Consider the following 23,206-nt stretch of genomic DNA (forward strand, 5'->3'; position numbering starts at 1 on the left):
CCTGCCCCCCCCCGCCCCCCCCGCTATGGGGGGTGCCGGGTGGGTTGGCGGGGGGGGGGCCCCCCCCCCCCGTTTGGGGGGGGGGGGGGGGGGGGGGGGCGGGGCCCGGGGGCCCCCCCCCGGCCGGCGTGGTCAGCGGAGAAGTTCGGGGGGTGCGGCCTGGGGCAGGTGCGTCATGAGCAGTTCCGACGCGGGTCCTCGGTCGGGGTTCGGCCTCAGGTGCAGGAAGGCGCCGACGCCAGGGAACTGCGCCGCTTCCAGGAGGGGGCCGACGCGGGAGGGGCTCGGGAAGAGTCCCGCCGTCAGGGTGGGATCTTCCTTCACCCGGGAGGCGTGGGCCACACACCATGACCGCCGGACGACACCCGCGGACACGACCGCGACGGCGGGTGTGCCAGCCCGGTGGTGCCGGTCCAGGAGCCGGCCGAGGTACAGCTCGGCCATCTCCGCCGAGGACGTGTCGTAGCGGAAAGCGGTGCTCGGGGTCGTACCGGGCATCGTGGCCACCGCTTCGAGACCCTGGGTGAACACGTTCCGGTACGCCCGCTTCTCAGACCGGTTGAGCGGACGCGAGGTACGGCGCGGACGACCGCTTCCCGCCGCCAGTTTGCTGGCATCGAGGCGGTCAGCACTCAGGATGGATACGGACCGGTCCCGGTGGAGGTCGTGTCGGAAACCCATCCAGCTGTCGGCTGCGGCGGGTACGTCGTCGTGCCTCATCGCGAGGCACCCAGTGGTTCCGACGACCCCGTCCCCCGACGGGACGACCACGTAGACCGTCTCGGGCGGGAAGCGAACAGGGCCGAGAGAAACGACCGTGCAGCGGGTGGTACTGAAGAGACCCTCGCCGCCGGCGGCGATAGCACGAGATGTCGAGTAGACGGACACTTCAACTCCAGTTAGCGATTGCGAACATACTGGAGCCTCGCCTGTGGTAGCTCGGGCCGCGGGTCACGGCTGCGAGCCCTTCCCTGCCTGCTCAACGCTAGGCCCCAAGTGCGCTGTGTGACAAGCGGATTGGGGTCCGTTGCGTGCGGCCTACCTGTTAATGCAGGTCAGGGCAGGAAGTCCGTCATCGCCGGGTAGTTCTGGGAGCTGAGGGCCGGAAAGGGGTTTGCGTTCATTCTTTCCAACTGGGCGACAGATGAGGCCATTTGTATGGCCTGCCCGATTGGGTCATCTTTTTTGATGACGAATACGTACTCGTTCTCGGAGGTCGGTAGCCGCATCGGCAGCGTGATGAGCCCCAGTTCTGCCAGTGCTTGGGTGATCTGGTCGCAGAGCTCCCGACTCAGCCGGTCGCGATCAGGATCCGCATACTTCTTGATGAAGCGCATCGACAGCCGCTTTACGCCGTGGTCGACCTCAACGGCATGCGCGATAACGGTGAAGTCCATAACTAAGCAGACTACTCAGTTAACTGCACGGCAATCAACGGATCGTGACCTCTGGGGTGCTGACCTGCGCGGGCATGTGAAAACCCCGCCTCGGACTCGTGCCCGAAGCGGGGTTCACCGGAGGGGCGGCGGGCGTCAGCCCTCCAGGAAGGCCAGCAGGGAGTTGGCGAGGAGGTACGGGTCCTCCGCGCCGCACAGTTCGCGGGCGCTGTGCATGGACAGGATCGCGACGCCGATGTCCACGGTCTGGATGCCGTGGCGGGCGGCCGTGATCGGGCCGATCGTCGTGCCGCACGGCATCGAGTTGTTGGAGACGAACGTCTGCCACGGGACGCCGGCCCGCTCGCACGCGGCGGCGAACACCGCGCGGCCGCTGCCGTCGGTGGCGTACCGCTGGTTGACGTTGACCTTCAGGATCGGGCCCGCGTTGACCCGCGGGTGGTGCGTGGGGTCGTGGCGCTCACCGTAGTTGGGGTGGACGGCGTGCCCGGTGTCGGAGGACAGGCAGATGGTGCCGGCGAAGGCCCGCGCCCGGTCCTCGTAGGATCCGCCGCGAGCGAAGACTGAACGTTCCAGCACGTTCCCCAGCAGCGGGCCGTCGGCTCCGGTGTCCGACTGGGAGCCGTTCTCCTCGTGGTCGAAGGCGGCCAGCACCGGGATGTGGTCGAGCTTCTCGGCGCCGGACACGGCCGCGAGGGCCGCGACCCCGGCGTGCACGGACAGCAGGTTGTCCATCCGGGGCCCGGCGACGAGCTCGCGGTCGCGGCCCAGGTAGGAGGGCGGCTCGATCGAGTGGACCATCAGGTCCCAGCCGGCCACCGAGCCGTGTTCCAGGCTCTCTTCCTCCTCCAGGAACGCGATGAGGTCGCCCTCGTGCGCCTCGCCCAGGCCCCAGATCGGCTGCATGTGGCGCTGTTTGTCGAGCTTGAGGCCGTCGGTGTTGACCGACCGGTCCAGGTGCACGGCCAGTTGGGGCACGCGCAGCAGGGCCCGGTCGATGTTGACGAGGCGTTCGGTGCCGTCGCGCAGGGTCAGCCGTCCGGCCAGGCCGAGGTCCCGGTCCAGCCAGGTGTTGAGCAGGGTGCCGCCGTAGATCTCGACCGCGATCTGCCGCCAGCCCTGCGAGCCCGTGTCGGGGAGGGGCTTGACCCGCAGGTTCGGCGAGTCGGTGTGGGCGCCGATGATGCGGAACGGGGTGTGTGCCGCGGCGCCTTCGGGGACGTACCAGGCGATGAGCGCGCCGCCGCGGAGCACGAACCTGCCCCCGGTGCCCGCGTCCCAGGCGTCCGTCTCCGACAACTGCCGGAAGCCTGCCTTCTCCAGCCGCTCGGCCGCATTGGCCACGGCGTGGTACGGCGACGGACTGGCCGTCAGGAAGGTCATCAGATCGTCGGTGTGGCCGCGATCGAAGCGGGCGGGAGAGCTCATCGTATTTCCCTTGTGTGGAAGCCCCCGGCTGCAGCCGGGTGAGGAAACGCATTTCCGGCTCGGAGCCTCGCTGCGGCGGTGTGCCGCGGCGTGAGGCCGTGACCTGTGCTGGTGTGCGGATCGTGACCGATCGAGGCGGCGGCGGTGTGGGTGTTCCCGCCGCGCAGCGGTCGTTCACATACCGTTTCTATCCGACGGACGCGCGGGCCGTGGAACGGTCGCGGACCTTCGGACAGCCGCGGTCGGTGCGCTCGGCCCGCAGGACCGCCGGCGGCCGGGAGGGGAACGCCGCGGTCGGTCCGCCGGCCGTCGGGCCGGATGCTGCTCGGGGTGGGGCGGGTGCGGGACCTCATCGGGAGTCCTCCTCTCGGTCGGGGGCGGGCCGTGGCGGAACGGGACCCTCACGCGTGAGTGTGGGAATCCCTCCCGCTCGGGAGGGGTGGAAGCCGAGTGGTTCACCTTAACGAGCGTCGGGTTCGTGTTCGTCATGGCCGGACCGGGCGCGTTGCGGGCGGCTCGGCCCCGATCGGACCGGCCCCGATCGGCTCGGCCCCGACCGGCCCGGACCCGACCGGCTCGGCCCGGTCCTGATCGGCCCGGCTCTGCTCAGCCCGGCGGGCGCTCGAACCTGCGCTGCAGTTGCCTGCGCTCGCCCCGGCGGATGCGCGGGAGCATTTCGGGGGTCTGGGGGGAGCGCTGCGCGCGCCGTCTGCGTCCGGCGCAGAAGATGCAGGCCTCGCCGGGGGGCGCGTCGGGGTCGATGGGGGCGCCGGGGTGCTCGGAGCAGCCCGAGGCGTTGCGCGGGCGGGACAGCTCGCGGGCGACGATGAAGGCGCGGTGGAGGTCGTCGGCGATGCGGACGAAGTCCTCGGCGGGGGAGGACAGACCCAGGTGGAACCGCTGGTCCTCGACGGTGCGCAGGTGCGTGCGCAGGGCGTGGAGGGTGTACGGGCCGTCCGGGACCGGGTAGCCCAGGCGCCGCTGCTCGCCGGCGGGTGCGGGGGCGGGGGCGGGGCGGCCGTGCCGGCGCTGTCCGAGGCGTCGGCGGTCGTTGCAGATGAGGCAGCGGCCCCAGCCGTCGGGGGCCTCGGGGTCGAGGGCGCCGTTGGGGTGTTCGGGGCAGCCGGTGTAGCTCTTGGCGGGGGCCAGTCCGGCGGCGGTCTGGAAGGCCACGTACAGCGCGTCGGCGATGGTGTCGTACTCGGCGGGGTGGGCGCCGTCGTAGAGCTCGCGCAGGTGGTCGCCGAGGCTGCCCAGGCTCGCCTGCAGCTCCTTGAGGGCGTACGGGCGCCCGGTGGGGACGGAGTACCCCCTGCTGCCGTGCTGATCCTGTGGACTCATGCGTACGAGCGTCCCATGAACGACTGACATCGGGGGAAAGTCGCAGTACAGGGCCCTGGTGGGGGCCCGGGTACGCGGCAGCGGCCGGGTCCCTGTGCAGGGGACCCGGCCGCTGTGCGGATGCGGGCGCAGCGCTTGCTGCGGGTGGGGCGGGGCGCGTCCTGGGAAGCCCTAGAAGGCGGCCTCGTCGAGCTCCATGAGGGAGTTGTCGACGGCCTCGGCCAGCTGGCGCTGGACCGAGACGCCCGGGAGGACCTCGGCGGCGAAGAACTTCGCGGCGGCGATCTTGCCGGTGTAGAAGGGGACGTCCTTGGCGGAGGCCGTTGCCAGCTTCTCGGCGGCCACGGCGGCGCCCTTGAGCAGCAGGTATCCGACGACCACGTCGCCGGAGGCCATCAGGAGGCGGGTGGTGTTCTGGCCGACCTTGTAGATGTTCTTGACGTCCTCGCCGGTGGCGGTGAGGTCGACGATCATCTGGCCGACGATGGCCTCCAGGTCCACGGCGGCCTTGGCGAGCGCGTCGCGGGCGCCGGCCAGCTCCTCGCCGCCGACGGCCTCGGCCAGGAACTTCTTGATCGTCTCGGAGAGGATGTTCAGCGAGGCGCCCTGGTCCCGGACGATCTTCCGGAAGAAGAAGTCCTGGCCCTGGATGGCCGTGGTGCCCTCGTAGAGGGTGTCGATCTTGGCATCGCGGATGTACTGCTCGATCGGGTACTCCTGCAGGTAGCCGGAGCCGCCGAAGGTCTGCAGGGACTGCGCGAGCTGCTCGTAGGACTTCTCCGAGCCGTAGCCCTTCACGATCGGCAGGAGCAGGTCGTTCAGGCCGATGAGGGAGGAGGCGTCCTCGCCCGCGGCCTGCTTGACCTGGATCTCGTCCTGGACGGTCGCGGTGTACAGGACGAGGGCGCGCATGCCCTCGGCGTACGCCTTCTGCGTCATGAGCGAGCGGCGCACGTCCGGGTGGTGCGTGATGGTGACCTTGGGCGCGGTCTTGTCCATGAAGTTCGCGAGGTCCGGACCCTGCACGCGCTCCTTGGCGTACTCCAGCGCGTTCAGGTAGCCCGTCGAGAGCGTCGCGATGGCCTTCGTGCCGACCATCATGCGGGCGAACTCGATGATCATGAACATCTGACGGATGCCGTCGTGCTTGTCGCCGATCAGCCAGCCCTTGGCGGGGTGCTGGTCGCCGAAGGTCATCTCGCACGTGTTGGAGGCCTTGAGGCCCATCTTGTGCTCGACGTTCGTGGCGTACACGCCGTTGCGCTCGCCCAGCTCGCCGGTCTCCCAGTCGAAGTGGAACTTCGGGACGAGGAAGAGGGACAGACCCTTGGTGCCCGGGCCGTGGCCCTCGGGGCGCGCGAGGACGTAGTGGAGGATGTTCTCCTCCATGTCGTGCTCACCGGAGGTGATGAAGCGCTTCACGCCCTCGATGTGCCAGGAGCCGTCCTCCTGCTGGATGGCCTTGGTGCGGCCGGCGCCCACGTCCGAGCCGGCGTCCGGCTCGGTGAGGACCATGGTGGAGCCCCAGCGCTTCTCGACGGCGATCTGCGCGATCTTCTTCTGCGCCTCGTTGCCCTCCTCGTGGAGGACGCCGGCGAAGGCCGGGCCGGAGGAGTACATCCACACGGCCGGGTTCGAGCCGAGCAGGAGCTCCGCGTAGGCCCAGACGAGGGAGCGCGGGGAGACGGTGCCGCCGATCTCCTCCGGGATGCCCAGACGCCAGTACTCGGAGTCCATGAAGGCCTTGTAGCTCTTCTTGAAGGAGGCCGGGACCGGCGCCGTGTTGGTCTCCGGGTCGAAGACGGGCGGGTTGCGGTCGGCGTCCGCGAAGGACTCGGCCAGCTCGTTCTCGGCGAGGCGGGCTATCTCGGACAGGACGCTCTTGGCGGTCTCGGTGTCCATCTCCTCGAACGGACCGGTGCCGTACTGCTGGTCGCGGCCGAGCACCTCGAAGAGGTTGAACTCGATGTCGCGGAGATTCGACTTGTAGTGCCCCATGGCGACGGCTCCGTTAAGGCTCGGGGAGACAGGTTCCTCGTACATACCAATCGGTAACAACATGATGCTACCCGCCGGTAATAACGGCAACCCTTCCGTGCCGACTGTGACCAGGGTCAAGCTCGCACCACACCGTCTTGGTGCCGTACCCCTGTGTGACCCCCCACCGCAGCGACAGCGCGTCGAGCAGGGCGAGCCCGCGCCCGGACTCCTCGTCCCCGGCGGCCTCCCGTCGTACGGGCCGGGCCGCCGGTGCGGGATCGGTGAGCTCGACCCGCGTACGGGTTGCCCTTCCGCTGATCCGCAGGGTGACGGGCGTGCCCTCGCCGAGGTGGCGGACGACGTTGGCCAGCAGCTCGGTGACGCACAGCTCGGCGTCGGGGTGCCCGTCGGGCCCGAGGTGCTCGCGCACGGCGTGCCGCAGCACGGGGGCCGCCTGGGGCGTAGCGAGCAGCCGGATGATGAGTTCGTTCACCGCTTCGCCAGTGCGGAGGCGATCCGCTGCGCGGTGGCGGCGCTGCAGTTGCCGAGGGTGATCAGGGGTGGCATGCCGTAGCGCCCGGCGTAGGAGGGCAGGTGCAGGTCCAGCGAGGGCAGGGTGATCCCGTGCGCGGCCAGCGCGCCGCGCAGCGCGTCGAGGGCCGCGACGGCCTCGCGGTCGTGGGGGTGGTCGCTCATGATGAACCCTTCCGTGGCGGAGTGTGACGAAGTCCTCACAGGCTGGCGCGCGGTTGCCTACCGTGGGAAGGGTTTCCGGTCCACAGTGCGGAGTGTGGAAGGCAGGCCGATCGTGGCTGCGCGTAAGGACATTGACGGCTCTGAGAGCGTTCCCGCCTTCTACGGCAAGGAGCTGCGCTGGAGGCGGGAGGAGGCGGGCCGCACGCTTCAGGAGACGGTGGAGGGCAGCTTCTACGCGGCGACCTACCTGAGCGAGATCGAGCGCGGCCAGCGGCGCATGCCGGTGGACTTGGCCTGTCATGTCGACCGGGTGCTCAGGACCGACGGCTTCTTCGAGCGGCGTTGCGAGGACGTTCGCAAAGCCCGGAGCGTCGGTCACGCCAAGTACGCCGAGCGGATTCTTGAGGCGGAGAGGCTCGCGGAAACCATCGAGGAGTGGAGCCCGACGGCGCTTCCCGGCCTGCTGCAGACGGAAGCGTATGCACGGGCCCTCGCCGGGGCGGAACGTCCCCTGGAGCCGCGGGAGGAGACCGACGTCAAGATCGAGGCCAGGCTGGCGAGGGCTGCCGCCCTCTTCGAGGGCGCGCAGGCGGCGCCCGAGTACTGGGTGATCCTGCACGAGTCGCTGCTGCGGCTGCCGATCCTTCCGTCCCAGCAGATGGCGGACCAGTTCGACCATGTCGCGGACCTGGTACGGCGCAAGCGGATCGTTCCACAGATCGTCCCGTGGAACGCCGGAGCGCACCCGTTCATGGCGGCGGGAACCGTCCTCATCCTGACGTTCGGCGACGCGCCGCCGCTGGTGTACACGGAGTCCCTGCATAGCGGGGTCACCATCGACGATCCAGCCCTCGTGAAGCGTTACCGAAGGTCGTACGATCTGCTGAGGGCCGCCGCGCTACCGCCGAAGGCGACCCTCGCCATGATCGAGGCGGCCGTAGAGGACTACCGAAATGGCAAGCAGCCGAACTGACTTGAACGCAGCGCGGTGGCGCACCAGCAGCTACACCAACAGTGACGGGGGCACCTGCGTCGAGGTGGCTGACGGCGTAGCAGGACTGGTGCCCGTCCGGGACTCCAAGCGGCCCGACGGCGGGGTGGTCGTGGTCAGCACCGCGGCCTGGGGGCCCTTCGTGGCCGCGCTGAAGGGCTGCTGACCGCACCCCGCAGGGGAGCCGCAGGGGAGCCGCAGGGGATCGGTGGCCGGTACCGGCCGGTACGGCCGCAGGCGCTCGGTAGGCTTCGGCCCATGTACGGCTACGACCAGAACCCGGGCGCCCAGCAGCAGGGCTACGCGCAGCAGCCTCCGCCGCAGCAGGGCTACGCGCAGCAGACGCCGCCGCTGTACCCGGAGCCGTCCCCGCCGTCACTCACGGACGCCGTGCGTGCCTTCACCACCGGTCAGCTCGCCGCCGAGGACTTCCAGCAGATCTTCGCGACCTCGAAGGTCTACTGCCCGCGCGGCGAAACCCCGGGCTTCCTGGCGTTGCACAACACGCAGCACCCGGTCATCCCCATGTTCTCCACGCTGAAGGAGCTGCGCCGGTACGCCGGCAAGGAGTCCAAGTACTTCGTGATCACCGGCGCCGAGGTGATCGACCTGCTGCCGACCGGGTACGGCTTCGTCCTCGACATGGAGGGCGACCACCGGATGGTCTTCGACGCGAAGGCGGTCGAGCAGATGGTCGACTTCGCCATGCGCCGCATGTACGGCTAGTCGCCCTGGCTGCGCCGACGGCCGAAGCAGGCCGGCCGGGCCGCACCCGCACATACGCACGCGTGGCCGCCGCGGACGCCGAAGACTGCCGGGACCCGGCAGCGTCCCCGTACCCGCCGCCCTGCGAGGATCCGGCTGCGGGCGGGATCGGTGGAGGTGGGCGATGGCCGGATTGGGCAGCAGTACGGCAGCGGAGTGGCCGTGGCTCGGGCGCGTACTGTGTGCCGTCTGCGCCCTGGTGTCCTTCTTGGCGGCCCCCCTCACCGGCGTACTGGCCACCGCCGCCCTGGGCTGGACGGGGACCCCCGGGCTGCTGACCGCGGTGAGCTGTCGTGAGCAGGCCACGGGCAGGGGGGTGACCACGAGGTGCTACAGCACCTTCGTCCCGGACGACAGGCGCGTGCCGGCCGAGGCGGTGAGCGTCGACTGGCCCCGCGGCAGCGAAGGCGCGGCGAAGCACGTACGGACGACCGTGCTGGGCGTCCACCAGAAGGAGGACGCGCTCGACGCGGTCCTGCTCCTGGCCGTGACCGCGAGTCTGGTCGCGCTCGGCACAGTCGCCCTGCGGACCCTGCGACCCCTGCCGATCCGGGCGCGCGCCGGGCAGGCGCCGCGCCGCCACCGCTGACTGCGGCGACGGAGACCCGCATCGTGCTGCGGGTCTTTGTCCTACGGCCGTCCGCTGGTCCAGTCGCGGCCTTCCAGGCGGGAGAGGACCTTGGCGTACACCGTGGTCGCCGCCGCGACGACGGTCGATATGGAGGCCAGCGCGAGGATGCCCAGCAGCGCGGGCCACTCGCGCAGCGCGTCGCGGCACGAGCGGTCCTCGGACAGCGGGCCGACCAGCGGGCCCCGGCACTCGGGTCTGCTGCCGTAATCGGGGCCGTAGTCGGCGAGCATCAGGAAGATGAACCATCCCCAGAGGGCCATGGCCAGGAGCATCCAAGCGATCGACCACCCCTCGATGCGTCCTGCCCGCCGCGGCTCCTCGGAGCGCGCCGGTGAGGCGGCCGCGGGATCGGGCGTCTGCCCGTCCGCTCCGTCGGTGGTCATGTCTCTCCTTCTGACTGTGCTTGAAAAACGGGAGTTCATCGCACCGCGCGTGCGGTACCCGTGCCGAACCGCCGTCGGTGGGCCCAGCGCTCCGGTCAGCCGCGCGGGATCGTCACGGCGGGGCAGCCGTGCTGCTTTCCGGCGGCGTCGAGGAATGCCTGGAAGACCTCCCGCCGGGCCTGGCCCGACCGATAGGCCTCCTTCAGGGACCTGAGGTAGGTGTTGTTCCAGCGCACGCCGAAGTACACCTCCTCGGTTCCGCACTTCAGGACGGCCCGGGTCGTTCCGTCTGCCACACCCGCGCCGTCCGGCAGGTCCTTGAAGCCCTCGGATTCCTTGAGGCGTTCGTTGACGATGTCCGGGTCGAGGCTGGAGCCGAACGACAGCAGGGCTTCGTCCTGACCACCGGACTCGTACAGGTCGCAGGCCCATGAGTCTGCCGTTGTTCCGCTGGTGCGCTGATCTTCGAGTGTGGCGCCGTCCTTCGCCACGGCGCTGTCCGGCAGCCGGAATCCGGGAATCTGGCATACCGAGTCTGCTGTGATTGTTTCCGGGCTTGCGGGCGGCCGCACTTTGGGCGTCTGCAGCGGGGCGCCGGCGGAGCACCCGGACGCGGTGGCGACCCTCTGCGCGGTGTCCAGGAGCAGGCTCGTGAGCTTCTGAGGGTCCACCTTTCCCTTCTTCAGCTCAGCCCGGACGATGGGAACTTCGTTTGACTGCGGGAGTATCTTCACGCCCGCCAGGACGTTGCCGACCGTTCGGCACCCTTCGGGCAGCATCACCCAGCCCCGGGTTCCGGAGACCGCGCCGGTCACTCCTCCCGACAGGAAGGTCCTGCTTGAGGAGTTGTGCCAGACATTCGTTTTGAAGGGAAAGTCCGGTTCGTAGATCTCGGTGCTCACCTCCATCTCCAGTTCCTCGGCCCCCGTGATCGTGCTGGTGCGGCTCACCGTGCAGCGGAACGACGTGCCGTCGCTGTGGCGTTGCTGGCCGCCTCCCGAGACGCGGCCCCGAGTGTCGAGGACCGACTCGGCCTGCTCGCCGGCCAGCTTTCCCGCGCACAGTTCCGTGGCGGCGAGCACGTTCGTGTCCCACCACAGGAACAGCCCGGCGAGGACCGACAGACCCGTGCAGCTCGCGACGGCGGCGATCGCCTTCTTGTTTTTCACTTCCGTGATCCTGCTCTTGAATTCGCTGCAGCGAGCTGTCCGATGCGGAGTGCTACGGCCGGGCCGGCACGATCACGCTGCAGAAGACCTTGCCGGTCGCCCGGCCGGAGTGCCGGAACTGGTCCGGACCTTCTCCCTTCAGTTCGAAAGGAGTTGAACTGCCCCGCATTTGTACTGGTTGCCGGCAGAATCGATGAAGGACTGGAACATCTCGTGTGAGACGGAGACCCCTCGGTCGCTGACAGCGCTCCGGTACTCGTCGCTCCAGCGCATGCCGAAGTACACCATCTTGTCACCGCACTTGAGGGCAGCGGCGTTCAGGTCCCTGTCCGTGCCTCCCGCACCGCCGGGGAGGTCCGTCAAGGTGTCCTTCTTGAGGATGGGGTCGACGATGCGCGGATCGGAGCTTGCCGCGAACCAGATCACTGTGTCTCCGTCACGTCATCCCTTCGCTGTCGGGCATCCGCGTTCCTTGGCCACGGCGTTGAAGAACGCGTCGAAGAGCGCCGCACGAGCCTTGGAGAGCTTGTCCCCTCCCTCATCCAGCAGGAGGTCCCTGTAGGCATCGTTGTAGTCCATGCCGATGTACAGGTCACCGGTCGTGCAGGGGGTGACGGTTCGGGCGCGCCCCTGGGTGGCCGTTTGATCGCGGCGTACTGCCTGGGTGAGAACGGGGTCGTCGCTGGCCGACAGAGTGACCAGTGGGGCCCCGGGGCCCTGCAGGCTCAGGCCGCACACCTGGGTCCGGGCGTCTTTCCCCGTGATGCGCTCGGTTCCCGGCTCCGCTTTGCCCGTGACCAGAGCAGCCTCAGGCAACCGGAAGCCCGGTATCCCGCAGGCCTGGGCCGGATCAGTGGGCTGCGGCGTACCGGCCGGTCCCTGGAGGCGTGCGGGGTCGTTCAACGCGCTGGTATCCGTGCAGCCGAGGCCGTCGGCCACGTGCCGAGCGCTGGTCATCGCCACCCGGGCGAGGGCCTCGGGGGTTGTCCGGCCTTGTACGAGATTCACTTTGAGCACGGGGACGTCGGCAGGCTTTGAGTTGGGCCGCGTCGCGAGGGGGCAGTCCGTGGGGAGCAGCACCCATGCCTGTGTCTCGGAGGCCGCTCCGGTCGCTCCGCCGACGAAGTAGGAGAGGGCGGAGGCGTCCTTCCACAGTGGGTAACCGACCAGGGCGAAGTCTGCGCTGTCGAAGGACAGCTCCGCCTGCACCTCGGGCTGGTCATCGCTCAGGAACTTGTTGGTGCGCTGCACCGTGCAGGTGAAGCTGTAGTACGGCCCGGACTCCTCGTAGAACCCTCCTTGGACCATCCTGCCCCCGCCTGCGAGTACGGAGTCCACCTCGGTTGAGGGCAGGGCGCCGGCGCAGAAGCGACTCGGACCCAGTGCATCGGTGTTCCACCAGGTGAGCAGACCAGCGCAGCAGGCGAAAGTGAGGACTGCGGCCAGTCCGACGGCCAGGGGCCACCGACGTGATGGTGTGGTGTTCGCGGCCATCGGCGTCACTTCTTCTCTCGTAGCGCGTCGTAAGCGTCTTGACGCCCACTGGTATAGCTCTGCAGTGCTTCGCGTTGAGCGGCGCCGACCATGTCGTTCGACTGCCCGCTTTCGGTGCCCCAGCTCGTGAAGAACTGCCTGAGGTCCTTCTGAGCTGCGTCGTTGCCCGAGCTGATGCGCTCGCGCGCCAGCAGGCCCTCTTCTGCGGTGGCCGCCTTGAGCCATTCGTTCCAGCATCCGTCGACCACTCGCTGGGCCATGTCCCCGACAACCGGGATGCCGGTAACAGCACCGCCGATGACGTGGTACCCGTATACGCGTGTGTCCGTCTTGGCGCTGAGCTCCGCATCGCGCTCACTGAGTTGGATGTCGCCGCCGATGGCGTTGATGACGCCGTTGACCTCGCCGATCTTCGCAGCACGGTTCTTGACTGCCTCGGGGGCCGACAGGTCCTCTGTGCTGAGCTGCTCCGCCGTGTAGCGGCGTTGGGACTCGTGGAGGAGGAAGTAGTTCTCGGGGTCCTCCGATACGCCGCGCAGCACACGGATCAGGCTGCTTCGGCTGTTCTGGATCTGGGAGTGGTCTCCGTCGGCGAGCGCGTTGTCCTCACCGACGACGTCGGCTGGGGCGTCGCCCGCGATGATGTCCACGATGTCAGGCGAGAACGAGGACAATGCCCTCGCGAGTGGGCCGCGCACGTTCGCGTATCCCTCGTCCTCGTCCTTGAGCAGGCCGTCGCCGTTCGCCTTCAGCTCGCCCTTGTCGTCCTTGCCGTTGCTGTCGCCGTAGTCGAGCAGGTTGATCGTGTCGTGCATGATGCGGGCCTCGGCCTCGCTGTGGCGGCCGAGTTCCTCGCCCGGCGACCCCGGCGGGCGTCCGGTGGTGGCGGCTTCGAGGGCGAGGCCCAGGCCGGCCCGGACGTCCTTGCCGAAGGTATCGTCGCGGGCCACCGTGACGTTGCCGTGCCATTCCGAGGTGTTGACGATGTTCCAGTCGCGCTGCGTCAGCAGGTGTTCCAGGCGGTTCTTGTCGCCGTCGGCGTTCGGGTCGAGGTATCCGGTCGCCGTCGCGGGGTCACGGCTCATGATCCCCAGTGCTCCGTCGACGGGGTCGTTGGCGAACCAGCCGTCCTTCTTGCCCTCGAACCTGCCGTGCAGGTCCCAGACGTTCTTGTCCTTCTTCTCGGCGTCGATCATCTGGTCCGTGAGGTCGCCGAGGAACTGTGGCGAGTAGCCGTCGCCCTGCTGCAGGAGGGTGACCAGGCCCTGGTAGCCGCGGATCTCATTGCCCTGGCCGCGGGTCATGGGGGCCTTGTCGGCCGCGACGTCCAGTTCGAACCTGTCGAGGCCCGCCTTCTTCAGGTCGGTCATGAAGTCGTTGTAGAAGTTCGCGTCGGGGGTCTTCGACCACTTCTCGAATGCCTGCTGGTACTCCTTGGTGCCGTAGGGAGGGTTCTTCTCCCCTGCGACGAAGACCATCTGTGTGGCGTTGGAGAGGGTGTTGGCCAACGCCTTGTTGGTGTCGCCGTAGAGGCCCTTGCGGCCGGAATCACCCGAGTGCGCGACGTTGTTGAGCGTGTTGGCCAGCTTGATCGTGCCTTCGGCGCCCAGCACGCCCACGAAGTCCCGGCCGAACTCCGTGTGGTGCTTGAAAGCCGGGTTGCTGTTGTCGCGCATGATGCGGTTGAACGCCTCGACGTCGGCGTTCGGTACGGGCGCGCCGCTGTTGAGCCGGGTGGCGACGTCCTTGACGTACTCCAGCTCGTATTCCTCGATGTCGCTCTTGGCGCCCGCGTTGAAGCCGTTCCACGTGGCGTCCTTGCCCGTGATGGCGTCCTTGTTGCTGTCCTTCACGGCGCCCGCGAGGGCCAGCTTCACGCCGGCGTCGGCGTCCTCGAAGGCCTTGACGTACTTCTTGATCTGGTCGGCCCAGTCGTTGGCCGCCTTGTTCCACTCCCCGAGCAGCTTCTGGCCGTCGGGGTCGTGGACGTACGCGTAGCGTTCCTGGGCGGTCAGGTCGGGGCGGACGTTGCCCTCGTCGTCGACGGCCATCTTCGCCTTGCGGGCGTCCGCGACCACCGACTCCAGTCGCTGCTTCAGCTCCGTGAACTGCCCGTGCGCGTCCCGCAGCAGGTTTGCGACGGCCTTCGCCTGCGTCTGCGCGGCCCCGTACTCGTACTGCGTGCCCGCGAAGTTCATGTACGCGGTGCCCTGGGCTATGCCCTGCCAGGTGGTGTTGCCCTGCGCCAGCCCCTGGGTGGCCGCCGCGTAGGCCGATTCCGCCTTCTTGAAGTCGCTCGCCATGTCGTCCCAGGCCTTCGCCGCGGCGGTGAGCTTGTCGTACTGGGTCGACATGACCTTCTTGTACGTGAGTCCCATGATCTACTGCTCCCCTCTCAGCGGTATGCCTCGACGCCCGGCTCGGGCGGGGGCTTCAGCAGCGGGCGGAAGCCGTTGTAGATCTCGTTGTCCTGACCCAGGAACATCTGCCGTGTGACGGCCAGGTTGTGGGACTCCGTGGCCAGGCGGCTCAGCAGGTTCTTGACCTGGTTGTCCCAGGTCGTCTCGACCGTCTTCAGGCCCGCTGCCGTGTCCCAGCCCGAGAAGGAGGTGATGGCGGAGGCCGTCTCCTCGTCGGCCTTCTTGGCGGCGGTCTCCGTCTGCGTCCTGACCTCGCCGCCGAGCTTTCCGGATGCGATCTTCTTCTTCGACTCGTCGCTGCCGAAGTCGGCCGAGCCGCCGCCTCCGCCGCCGTCCGGTGCGGCGAGCTGGTTCAGGCGCATGGCGGGGTTCTGACGCTCCGTCGCCTCCGTGCGCAGTTGGGCCCATTCCTCGTCGAAACCCATCGTCTCCCCCGTGGTGTCTTCGAGATCCTCGCGTCGCCGTGGTCGTCAGTTCTATCAAGGTGTGCGGGTGTGAAGGGCGAGGCATCGGGGGCCGGAAGTGGATCGTGATCTTCGGGCCACCCTGCGTCGGTTGCGTGTCACGGACCGTGTGTCGCCGGGGCGGGTTGCCGCTCCGGGAATGGAGGACGGGGAGTCCGCGTTCTGACCGGTGGCAGAAAGTTCGAGTTTCAACTAAACTCGGATCAGAAGGAGGTCCTGACCATGCCCGCAGTGACTGTTGAGAACCCGTTGACGCTTCCGCGCGTGGCCCAGCCCCAGGCCGCCGTCCCGCGCAAGGTGCTGGCCGTCGTCACCGCACCGAGTGGGTTCGAGGGTGAGGGATTCCCGGTGCGCCGCGCGTTCGCCGGGATCAACTACCAGTACCTGGACCCGTTCATCATGATGGACCAGATGGGCGAGGTGGAGTACGCGCCGGGCGAGCCGAAGGGCACCCCGTGGCACCCGCACCGCGGCTTCGAGACCGTCACGTACCTGATCGACGGCACCTTCGTCCACCAGGACAGCAACGGCGGCGGCGGAGTCATCAACGGCGGCGACACCCAGTGGATGACCGCCGGTTCGGGCCTGCTCCACATCGAGGCCCCGCCGGAGTCTCTCGTCGTCAGCGGCGGCCTCTTCCACGGCCTCCAGCTGTGGGTGAATCTGCCGGCCTCCGACAAGATGATGCCCCCGCGCTACCAGGACATCGGCGGCGGCAAGGTCACCCTGCTGTCCACCCCGGACGGCGGCTCGCTGCTCCGGGTGATCGCCGGTGAGATCGACGGCCACGACGGTCCCGGCATCACCCACACGCCCATCACGATGATCCACGCGACCGTCGCACCGGGAGCGCAGATCACCCTGCCGTGGCGCGAGGACTTCAACGCCCTGGCGTACGTGATGGCCGGGCGAGGGTCGGTCGGCGAGGACCGCAGGCCGCTCCGCACCGGGCAGACGGCCGTCTTCGGCGAGGGCGGATCGCTCACCGTGCGGGCGGACGAGTCCCAGGACTCCAACGCCCCGGACCTGGAGATCGTCCTCCTCGGCGGGCGCCCGATCCGTGAGCCGATGGCGCACTACGGGCCGTTCGTCATGAACAGCAAGCACGAGCTCCAGCAGGCCTTCGACGACTTCCAGGCGGGCCGACTGGGCCGTATCCCCACCACCGCCCGCACCGGCCTCGGCCACCGCGGCGCGGGCCGGGCGGACGAGGACTGACGCCGACGGGCCACGAAGCGGGCACGGGCCGCGCCCCCTGCTCTGGGGGTGCGGCCCGTGCCGTCGTACCGGAGCCGCAGTCCGTCAGGCGGGGTCCGCGGGCGGTGGCGCCGCTGCCGCTGCCGCTTCCGGCTTCGGCTCCGCCTCGGCGTAGCGGGCGCGCAGCTCCGAGATCACGCCGAAGACCGCCGCGGTCAGCGGGACCGCGAGGAGCATGCCGAGGATCCCGGCGACGCTCGCCCCGGCGGTGATGGCCAGCATCACCACGGCCGGGTGCATCTGCACCGTGCGGCTCTGCACCACCGGCTGCAGTACGTACCCCTCGATCATCTGGACCAGCAGCACCAGGCCCAGCGCCCACAGGCCGATCACCCAGCCGCGGTCGGCGAAGGCGACGAGGACTGCGACGGCGCCCGAGAGGATCGCCCCGAGGTAGGGGATGTAGGCCGTCACGAACACCAGGGCCGCCAGGCCCAGCGCGCCCGGTACGTCGAGGATCAGCAGACCCACGCCGATCAGCACGCCGTCGATCAGGGCCACGAACGTGGTACCGCGCATGAAGCCCTCGACGGCTTCGAAGGCGCGCCGCCCCATCGCCTCCATCAGGTCCCCGGAACGGCTCGGCACGACCGAGCGCAGGGTGACCACGGCCCGGTCGGAGTCACGCAGGAAGAAGAAGATCAGCACCATCGCGAGCAGGACCATCGCCAGCATCGAGCCCACCACGCTGAGCCCGGCGACCACACCGGACGCAGCCGTGCTCCCGAACTTCGCCAGCAGGTCCTTGGAGTTCGCGGTGATGTCCTCCAGCGAGGTGCCCACCGCCCCGAAGTGCTCGGCGAGCATCTGGCCGGCGCGCCGCAGTGCGTCGATGATCTGGTCGCCGGTCTCGATGAGCGCGAGCACGACGATATACGTGGCTCCGCCGACGACGGCCACCACGGCCAGGCAGGTCAGGGCCGCGGCCAGCGAGCGGTTCGCTCCCATGCGCACCAGACGGCGGTGCATCGGCCCGAGCAGGGCCGTGCCCAGCACCGCCAGCAGTACGGGCGTGACGACGGTCTGGAGGACGGTGCACAGCCAGACGCCGACGGCGAGGACGGCGGTGGCCAGCAGGACGACGGCGCACCAGGCGGCGAGCCGCCGCACCGGTTCGGGGAGCAGGGAGTTCGGCACGGCGTCATCCAACCACGTGGCCTCGCAACGGCCCCGGGCCGGACCGCAATGTGCCTTCGCCCGCTCCTACGCGTCCGGCCGGCCACGCCGCCGCCCGCTTCTACGCGTCCGGCCGCTTCGACTGCTCGTACAGCTCGAACCAGATCGACTTGCCCTCGCCGCGCGGGTCCACGCCCCACGCGTCGGCGAGCATCTCCATCAGCAGCACCCCGCGGCCGCTGGAGGCCATCTCGCCGGGGTGCCGCTTGTGCGGGAGCTCGTCGCTGGAGTCCGCGACCTCCACCCGCAGTCGGCGCTCCCCCAGCTCGCCGACCGCCTCCGCCACCAGCAGGGCGTCGCCGTCGGTGTGCACCAGGACGTTGGTCACCATCTCGGAGACCATCAGCACCACCGAGTCCAGCTGCTCCTCGTCGGCCCAGTCGTGCAGCAGCTCCCGCACCTGCCGGCGGGCGCCCGCGATGCGTTCCGGTTCCGCCTGGGCCACGGTCAGCATCGTGCGCCGGACGGGGCGGGCCGGGTGCGCCGCCGAAGTGCCGCAACCGCAGCCGCCGCCCTCGCGGCACAGCAGGACCACGGCTATGTCGTCCTCGCGGCGATCGGCCAGCGGGCCGGTGGTGTGGTGCGAGGACGGTCCGTGCACGGCCTGGACCAGCAGGTCGGCCAGTGCTTCGAGGTGCCCGTCCTCGTGGCCGGCGCCCAGGTGGGTGTCGGCCTCCAGGACCGCGCGCAGCCGGGCCCAGCCGGTGTCGAGGTCGTGGCCGCCGGTCTCGATGAGCCCGTCCGTGCAGAGCATCATCGTCTCGCCCGGCTCCAGGGTGAACCGGGTCGTCGGGTAGTCGGTGTCGGGGACGATCCCGAGGGGGAGCCCGCCCGCGGTGGGCCGCATCAGGACGGTGCCGTCGGTCATCCGGACCGCCGGGTCGGGGTGGCCGGCGCGGGCCACCTCCAGGGTTCCGGTCCGCGGGTCGCACTCCACGTACAGGCAGGTCGCGAACCGCGGGCTCCGGGCGTCCGGATCCTCCTCCGCGGCGGACTCCTGGGAGGCGCACAGCCCGGCGAGGAAGCGGGAGGCGCGCGAGAGCACCGCGTCCGGCCGGTGCCCCTCGGACGCGTAGGCCCGTACGGCGATCCGCAGCTGGCCCATCAGACCGGCCGCCCGGACGTCGTGGCCCTGGACGTCGCCGATGACCAGGGCGAACCGGCCCGACGGCAACGGGATCATGTCGTACCAGTCACCGCCGACCTGGAGGCCGCCGCCGGTGGGGACGTAGCGCGCGGCGATCCGCATGCCGGGGATCTCCGGGCCGAGCTGCGGCATCATCGACCGCTGCAGGCCGGTGGTGAGTTCCCGCTCGGACTCGGCCACCCCGGCCCGCTGCAGGGCCTGGGCCAGCATCCGGGCCACCGTCGTCAGGACGGACCGCTCGTCGGGGGAGAAGGACGCGGGCTGCTTGAAGGCGGCCATCCAGGCGCCCATGGTCCGTCCGGCCACGATCAGCGGCAGGAAGGCCCAGGAGACCCGGTCGAAGCGCTGCGCGAGCGGCCAGGTGGCCGGGAAGCGCCGCTTGTAGTCCTCGGGGGAGGACAGGTAGATCGCCCGGCCGGTACGGACGACCTCCGCGGCCGGGTAGTCCGTCTCCAGCAGCATGTCCGTGAAGGGGCCCTCGTCCCCGGCGTCGTGCCCGTGGTGCCCGATGACGGACAGCCGGTCCCCGGCCACGCCGAAGACGGCCAGCCCGTCGGGGTTGAAGCCCGGCATCGACAGCGAGGCCGCGACCCGCAGCACCTCCGCCGTGGACCTGGCCTCCGCCAGCGCCCGGCCCGCGTCCAGCAGGAAGGCCTCCCGGGAGCGCCGCCAGTCGCCCGTGATGGGCGTGTGCGCGGCCGTGGTGCCCGGCTGCGGCTCGGCGATCTCCTGGATGGTGCCGATCAGCTCGTAGTCCGGGCTCCCGTCGGCCGCCCACCGCTCCAGCGGTTTGGAACGGCTGCGTACGGTCCGCAGGACCCGCCCGTCCACGTCCATGATCCGCAGCCGGGCCTCGGCGAGGGTGCCCTCGGCGACGGCCAGATTGACGATCCCGTTGATCTCGTTCCAGTCCACCGGGTGGAAACGCGACCGTACGGCCACCTCCGGCAGGACCACCGGTTCGGCGGGCAGCCCGAGGAGCCGGGCGGCCTCTCCGTCGAGGGAGACCGTCCCGGAGGCGTTGTCCCATCGCCACAGACCCGTCGCGACGGCGGCCAGGACATCCTCGGTACGCACCCGGTCATCTTTACAGGTCGCATCCGATACGTGCCTGTTCGCGCCCTGCCGGGCGCATTTGCGCAGGCGGGCCACGGTGCCCGACCCGTCATCGTCCCGGACGGTAACCTTGGGACGGTTGAATCCACCCTGGTATCGCGTAGAACTGGATGACTGATGCATCGGTACAGGTCCCACACCTGCGGCGAGCTCCGCGCCTCTGACGTCGCCGCCGACGTCCGACTGAGCGGCTGGCTGCACAACCGTCGAGACCTGGGCGGCATCCTCTTCATCGATCTGCGCGACCACTACGGCATCACGCAGCTGGTCGCCCGCCCCGGCACCGCCGCGAACGAGGCCCTCAGCAGCGTCTCCAAGGAGACCGTCGTCCGCATCGACGGCAAGGTCGTCTCCCGCGGCGCGGACAACATCAACCCGGAGCTGCCGACCGGCGAGATCGAGATCGAGGTCTCCGAGGTCGAGGTGCTCGGCGCGGCCGCCCCGCTGCCCTTCACCATCAACACCGACGACGGCGTGAACGAGGAGCGCCGCCTGGAGTACCGCTTCCTCGACCTGCGCCGTGAGCGCATGCACCGCAACATCATGCTGCGCTCGGCGGTCATCGCCTCGATCCGCTCGAAGATGGTGGCGCTCGGCTTCAACGAGATGGCGACCCCGATCCTCACCGCGACCTCCCCCGAGGGCGCCCGTGACTTCGTGGTGCCGTCCCGCCTGAACCCGGGCAAGTTCTACGCCCTGCCGCAGGCCCCGCAGCAGTTCAAGCAGCTGCTGATGATCTCCGGCTTCGACCGGTACTTCCAGATCGCACCCTGCTTCCGCGACGAGGACGCCCGCGCCGACCGCTCGCCGGGCGAGTTCTACCAGCTCGACGTGGAGATGTCCTTCGTCGAGCAGGAGGACGTCTTCCAGCCGATCGAGACGCTCATGACCGAGCTCTTCGAGGAGTTCGGCAACGGCCGCCACGTCACCTCCCCCTTCCCGCGGATCCCGTTCCGCGAGTCGATGCTGAAGTACGGCAACGACAAGCCCGACCTGCGCGCCAAGCTGGAGCTCGTCGACATCACCGACGTGTTCGAGGCCTCGGAGTTCAAGGCGTTCGCCGGCAAGCACGTGCGCGCCCTGGCCGTTCCGGACACCGCCGCCCAGCCGCGCAAGTTCTTCGACGGCCTCGGGGACTTCGCGGTCTCGCTGGGCGCGAAGGGCCTGGCCTGGGTGCGCGTGGGCGAGGACGGTTCGCTGACCGGCCCGATCGCCAAGTTCCTCACCGAGGAGAACGTCAAGGTCCTCACCGAGCGCCTGGGCCTGGTCCCCGGCCACGCGGTGTTCTTCGGCGCGGGCGAGTTCGACGAGGTCTCCAAGATCATGGGCCCGGTCCGCGTCGAGGCCGCCAAGCGCGCCGGCCACTTCGAGGAGAACGTCTTCCGCTTCTGCTGGATCGTCGACTTCCCGATGTACGAGAAGGACGAGGAGACCGGCCGGATCGACTTCTCCCACAACCCCTTCTCCATGCCGCAGGGCGGCATGAAGGACCTGGAGGAGAAGGACCCGCTCGACATCCTGGCGTGGCAGTACGACATCGTCTGCAACGGCATCGAGCTGTCCTCCGGCGCGATCCGCAACCACGAGCCCGAGGTCATGCTGAAGGCCTTCGAGATCGCGGGCTACGAGGCCGAGACCGTCGAGCGCGAGTTCGCGGGCATGCTGCGCGCGTTCCGCCTCGGCGCCCCGCCGCACGGTGGCATCGCCCCGGGCGTGGACCGCATCGTGATGCTGCTGGCCGACGAGCCGAACATCCGCGAGACCATCGCCTTCCCGCTCAACGGCAACGCGCAGGACCTGATGATGGGCGCGCCGACGGTCCTGGAGGAGGCCCGTCTGCGTGAGCTGAACATCGCGCTGCGCAAGCCGGTCGAGACGAAGGCGGCCGACGCCAAGCCGGTCGCCGAGTCGGTGCACCCGGACGCTGCGCGCTAGGCGCTGCGCGCTGGGCGGTAGCGGAAGCCGTGTGCGAAAGAGCCCGGGGTCGTCGACCCCGGGCTCTTTCGCGTTGTTTCGGCCCCGCCCTGTCTAGAACTTCTCCAGGACACCCTTGAGGAGGGCCGCGGAGGTCAGTTCGGTGGGGGCGGGCCCGGCGTGGAAGAAGCCGGCGTTCTCGGCGTCCAGCTTGCGCAGGAAGTCGAAGGCCTTGGAGTCGTGGTCCCCGAAGGCGACGAACTGCCAGTGGATGCCGGGGGCCGCGGTGGCGGCGTCCGTCAGCGCCTGCCGGGCGGGCTGGCGGTTGTCGGGGGCGCCGTCCGTCTGGAAGACGACCAGGGCCGGGCCCTCGCCGCCGTCCTCGCGGTAGCGGGCTACGACGGCCTCGACGGCCACGTGGTAGCTGGTGCGGCCCATTCGGCCGAGCTCGGCGTGACGGCCCTCGACCCAGGAGCCGTAGTGGGTGTCGAGGGTCAGGTCGGCGGTGCCGTCCACCTCCGTGGAGAAGAACACGGTGTGGACGGTCGCCTCGTCGTCGAGGTGCGCGGCGAGGGCGAGGGCGTGGTCGGCGAGGTACTGGGCGCTGCCGTCCTTGTAGAACCCGCGCATCGACCCGGAGCGGTCGAGGACGAGGTAGACCTTGGCGCGGGCGCCGGCCTTGCCCTTGCCGCGGAGCACCTGGCCGGCGGCCTTGTACGCGGCCGACACCTCGGGCGCCCGCCGCCGCACGGCTGCCGCCGCGTGAGCGGGCCCGACCTGGGCCGCGACCCCGGCCGCCGCGTCGTCCTGCGCCTGCGCCTGCGCCTGCGGCTCCGCCGGAGCCTCGTCCTGCGCCTGCGGCGCGGGCTCGGCCCCCGGCTCCGCCGGGACGTCGGCTGCAGCCTGGGCTGGGGCCTGGGCCTGCGGCCCGGAGGCCGGCTCGGCCGGGGTCTCGGCCTGGGCCTGCGGCTCGGAGGCCGGCTCGGCCGGGGTCTCGGCTTCGGCCTGTGCCTGCGGGGCGTCGGTCTCGGGCTGCTCCGCAGCGAGGGTGGCCGGCTCCGCCGGTGCGTCGGCCTGGGCCGCCTGGGGCTCGGAGGCCGGCTCGGCCGGGGTCTCGGTCTGGGCCGCCTCGGTGGTCTCCGCCTCGGCCTGGGTCTGCGGGGCGTCGGTTCCGGGCTGCTCCGCAGCGAGGGTGTCCGGCTCCGCCGGGGCTTCGGCCTGGGCCGCCTGGGGCTCGGAGGCCGGCTCGGCCTGGTGCTGGGGCGCGTCCGGGTCCGCCGCAACCTCGGTCTGGGTCTGCGGGGCGTCGGCTTCTGCCTGCGGCTTCGCAGCGAGGGTGTTCGGCTCCGCCGGGGTTTCGGTCTGGGCCTGCGGCTCGGAGGCCGGCTCGGCCGGGGTCTCGGCCTGGGGCTGGGGTGCGTCCGGGTCCACCGCAAC

Annotated in this window: 22 protein-coding genes; 6 read left to right on the forward strand and 16 right to left on the reverse strand. The window is 70.0% G+C overall.

Going from position 1 to position 23,206, the window contains the following annotated elements:
• Nucleotides 1-132: 132 nt before the first annotated feature.
• The 7 genes from ACIPXC_RS14770 to ACIPXC_RS14800 all read right to left on the reverse strand — a co-directional run bounded on the left by ACIPXC_RS14770 (nucleotide 133) and on the right by ACIPXC_RS14800 (nucleotide 6,842).
• Entirely contained in the window at nucleotides 133-531 is a 399-nt protein-coding gene (locus ACIPXC_RS14770) for a hypothetical protein (protein WP_401617172.1), read from the reverse strand.
• 524 nt (nucleotides 532-1,055) lie between these two features.
• Nucleotides 1,056-1,397 (reverse strand): hypothetical protein, encoded by a 342-nt coding sequence (locus tag ACIPXC_RS14775; RefSeq protein ID WP_401617175.1) that lies wholly within the window; start codon nucleotides 1,395-1,397, stop codon nucleotides 1,056-1,058.
• Nucleotides 1,398-1,532: 135 nt separating this feature from the next.
• Nucleotides 1,533-2,825 (reverse strand): M18 family aminopeptidase, encoded by a 1,293-nt coding sequence (locus ACIPXC_RS14780; protein ID WP_401617178.1) that lies wholly within the window; start codon nucleotides 2,823-2,825, stop codon nucleotides 1,533-1,535.
• Between the two features lie 606 nt (nucleotides 2,826-3,431).
• Nucleotides 3,432-4,166 carry a hypothetical protein gene (locus ACIPXC_RS14785; protein ID WP_401617181.1) on the reverse strand — a complete coding sequence of 245 codons (735 nt, stop codon included), beginning with the start codon at nucleotides 4,164-4,166 and terminating at the stop codon, nucleotides 3,432-3,434.
• A gap of 171 nt (nucleotides 4,167-4,337) precedes the next feature.
• Nucleotides 4,338-6,164 (reverse strand): acyl-CoA dehydrogenase, encoded by a 1,827-nt coding sequence (locus tag ACIPXC_RS14790; RefSeq protein WP_401617184.1) that lies wholly within the window; start codon nucleotides 6,162-6,164, stop codon nucleotides 4,338-4,340.
• Between the two features lie 67 nt (nucleotides 6,165-6,231).
• Nucleotides 6,232-6,639: an ATP-binding protein gene (locus ACIPXC_RS14795; protein ID WP_401617187.1), complete on the reverse strand. Its 408-nt coding sequence runs from the start codon at nucleotides 6,637-6,639 to the stop codon at nucleotides 6,232-6,234.
• Nucleotides 6,636-6,842 (reverse strand): hypothetical protein, encoded by a 207-nt coding sequence (locus ACIPXC_RS14800; RefSeq protein WP_401617189.1) that lies wholly within the window; start codon nucleotides 6,840-6,842, stop codon nucleotides 6,636-6,638. Before ACIPXC_RS14800 ends, ACIPXC_RS14795 begins: the two co-directional genes overlap by 4 nt.
• 112 nt (nucleotides 6,843-6,954) lie before the next feature.
• Between ACIPXC_RS14800 and ACIPXC_RS14805 the strand changes: the two genes are divergently transcribed.
• From ACIPXC_RS14805 to ACIPXC_RS14820, 4 genes are all read left to right on the forward strand, one after another.
• Nucleotides 6,955-7,815, forward strand: a complete 861-nt coding sequence (locus ACIPXC_RS14805) for a Scr1 family TA system antitoxin-like transcriptional regulator (RefSeq protein WP_401617602.1) — start codon at nucleotides 6,955-6,957, stop codon at nucleotides 7,813-7,815.
• 1 nt (nucleotide 7,816) lies between these two features.
• The gene (locus tag ACIPXC_RS14810) at nucleotides 7,817-7,999 is read left to right on the forward strand and encodes a DUF397 domain-containing protein (RefSeq protein ID WP_401617192.1); all 183 of its coding nucleotides are present in this window, start codon (nucleotides 7,817-7,819) and stop codon (nucleotides 7,997-7,999) included.
• Between the two features lie 92 nt (nucleotides 8,000-8,091).
• Nucleotides 8,092-8,559: an SseB family protein gene (locus tag ACIPXC_RS14815; protein WP_037920618.1), complete on the forward strand. Its 468-nt coding sequence runs from the start codon at nucleotides 8,092-8,094 to the stop codon at nucleotides 8,557-8,559.
• 163 nt (nucleotides 8,560-8,722) lie between these two features.
• On the forward strand, nucleotides 8,723-9,187 hold the full coding sequence (locus ACIPXC_RS14820; protein ID WP_401617195.1) for a hypothetical protein: 465 nt from the start codon (nucleotides 8,723-8,725) through the stop codon (nucleotides 9,185-9,187).
• 41 nt (nucleotides 9,188-9,228) lie between these two features.
• Here the strand turns inward: ACIPXC_RS14820 and ACIPXC_RS14825 are convergent, their stop codons facing one another.
• The 6 genes from ACIPXC_RS14825 to ACIPXC_RS14850 form a co-directional block, all read right to left on the reverse strand.
• Nucleotides 9,229-9,612 (reverse strand): hypothetical protein, encoded by a 384-nt coding sequence (locus ACIPXC_RS14825; RefSeq protein WP_401617198.1) that lies wholly within the window; start codon nucleotides 9,610-9,612, stop codon nucleotides 9,229-9,231.
• 95 nt (nucleotides 9,613-9,707) lie between these two features.
• A complete protein-coding gene (locus tag ACIPXC_RS14830) occupies nucleotides 9,708-10,694 on the reverse strand; it encodes a hypothetical protein (protein WP_401617201.1) in 987 nt (328 codons plus the stop codon).
• Between the two features lie 225 nt (nucleotides 10,695-10,919).
• On the reverse strand, nucleotides 10,920-11,207 hold the full coding sequence (locus ACIPXC_RS14835; RefSeq protein WP_401617204.1) for a hypothetical protein: 288 nt from the start codon (nucleotides 11,205-11,207) through the stop codon (nucleotides 10,920-10,922).
• Nucleotides 11,208-11,222: 15 nt separating this feature from the next.
• Entirely contained in the window at nucleotides 11,223-12,275 is a 1,053-nt protein-coding gene (locus ACIPXC_RS14840; protein ID WP_401617207.1) for a hypothetical protein, read from the reverse strand.
• A 5-nt stretch (nucleotides 12,276-12,280) separates the two neighbouring features.
• Entirely contained in the window at nucleotides 12,281-14,653 is a 2,373-nt protein-coding gene (locus tag ACIPXC_RS14845) for a hypothetical protein (protein WP_401617209.1), read from the reverse strand.
• A 17-nt stretch (nucleotides 14,654-14,670) separates the two neighbouring features.
• Nucleotides 14,671-15,120 carry a hypothetical protein gene (locus ACIPXC_RS14850; RefSeq protein ID WP_401617211.1) on the reverse strand — a complete coding sequence of 150 codons (450 nt, stop codon included), beginning with the start codon at nucleotides 15,118-15,120 and terminating at the stop codon, nucleotides 14,671-14,673.
• 261 nt (nucleotides 15,121-15,381) lie between these two features.
• Between ACIPXC_RS14850 and ACIPXC_RS14855 the strand changes: the two genes are divergently transcribed.
• Nucleotides 15,382-16,377, forward strand: a complete 996-nt coding sequence (locus ACIPXC_RS14855) for a pirin family protein (protein ID WP_401617214.1) — start codon at nucleotides 15,382-15,384, stop codon at nucleotides 16,375-16,377.
• Between the two features lie 84 nt (nucleotides 16,378-16,461).
• Here ACIPXC_RS14855 and ACIPXC_RS14860 read toward each other — a convergent pair whose 3' ends face one another.
• On the reverse strand, nucleotides 16,462-17,553 hold the full coding sequence (locus ACIPXC_RS14860; protein WP_401617217.1) for an AI-2E family transporter: 1,092 nt from the start codon (nucleotides 17,551-17,553) through the stop codon (nucleotides 16,462-16,464).
• Nucleotides 17,554-17,653: 100 nt separating this feature from the next.
• Complete coding sequence (locus tag ACIPXC_RS14865) at nucleotides 17,654-19,816, reverse strand: SpoIIE family protein phosphatase (protein ID WP_401617220.1); 2,163 nt, start codon at nucleotides 19,814-19,816, stop codon at nucleotides 17,654-17,656.
• 156 nt (nucleotides 19,817-19,972) lie between these two features.
• Here ACIPXC_RS14865 and aspS point away from each other — a divergent pair, with 156 nt between their 5' ends.
• Nucleotides 19,973-21,790: an aspartate--tRNA ligase gene (gene aspS, locus ACIPXC_RS14870; protein WP_401617223.1), complete on the forward strand. Its 1,818-nt coding sequence runs from the start codon at nucleotides 19,973-19,975 to the stop codon at nucleotides 21,788-21,790.
• A 93-nt stretch (nucleotides 21,791-21,883) separates the two neighbouring features.
• Here aspS and ACIPXC_RS14875 read toward each other — a convergent pair.
• The coding region (locus tag ACIPXC_RS14875; protein ID WP_401617226.1) for a VWA domain-containing protein at nucleotides 21,884-23,206 on the reverse strand (1,323 nt) is incomplete at its 5' end.

Source organism: Streptomyces sp. NPDC090021, assembly GCF_044748225.1.
In the GTDB taxonomy this organism is placed as follows: domain Bacteria; phylum Actinomycetota; class Actinomycetes; order Streptomycetales; family Streptomycetaceae; genus Streptomyces.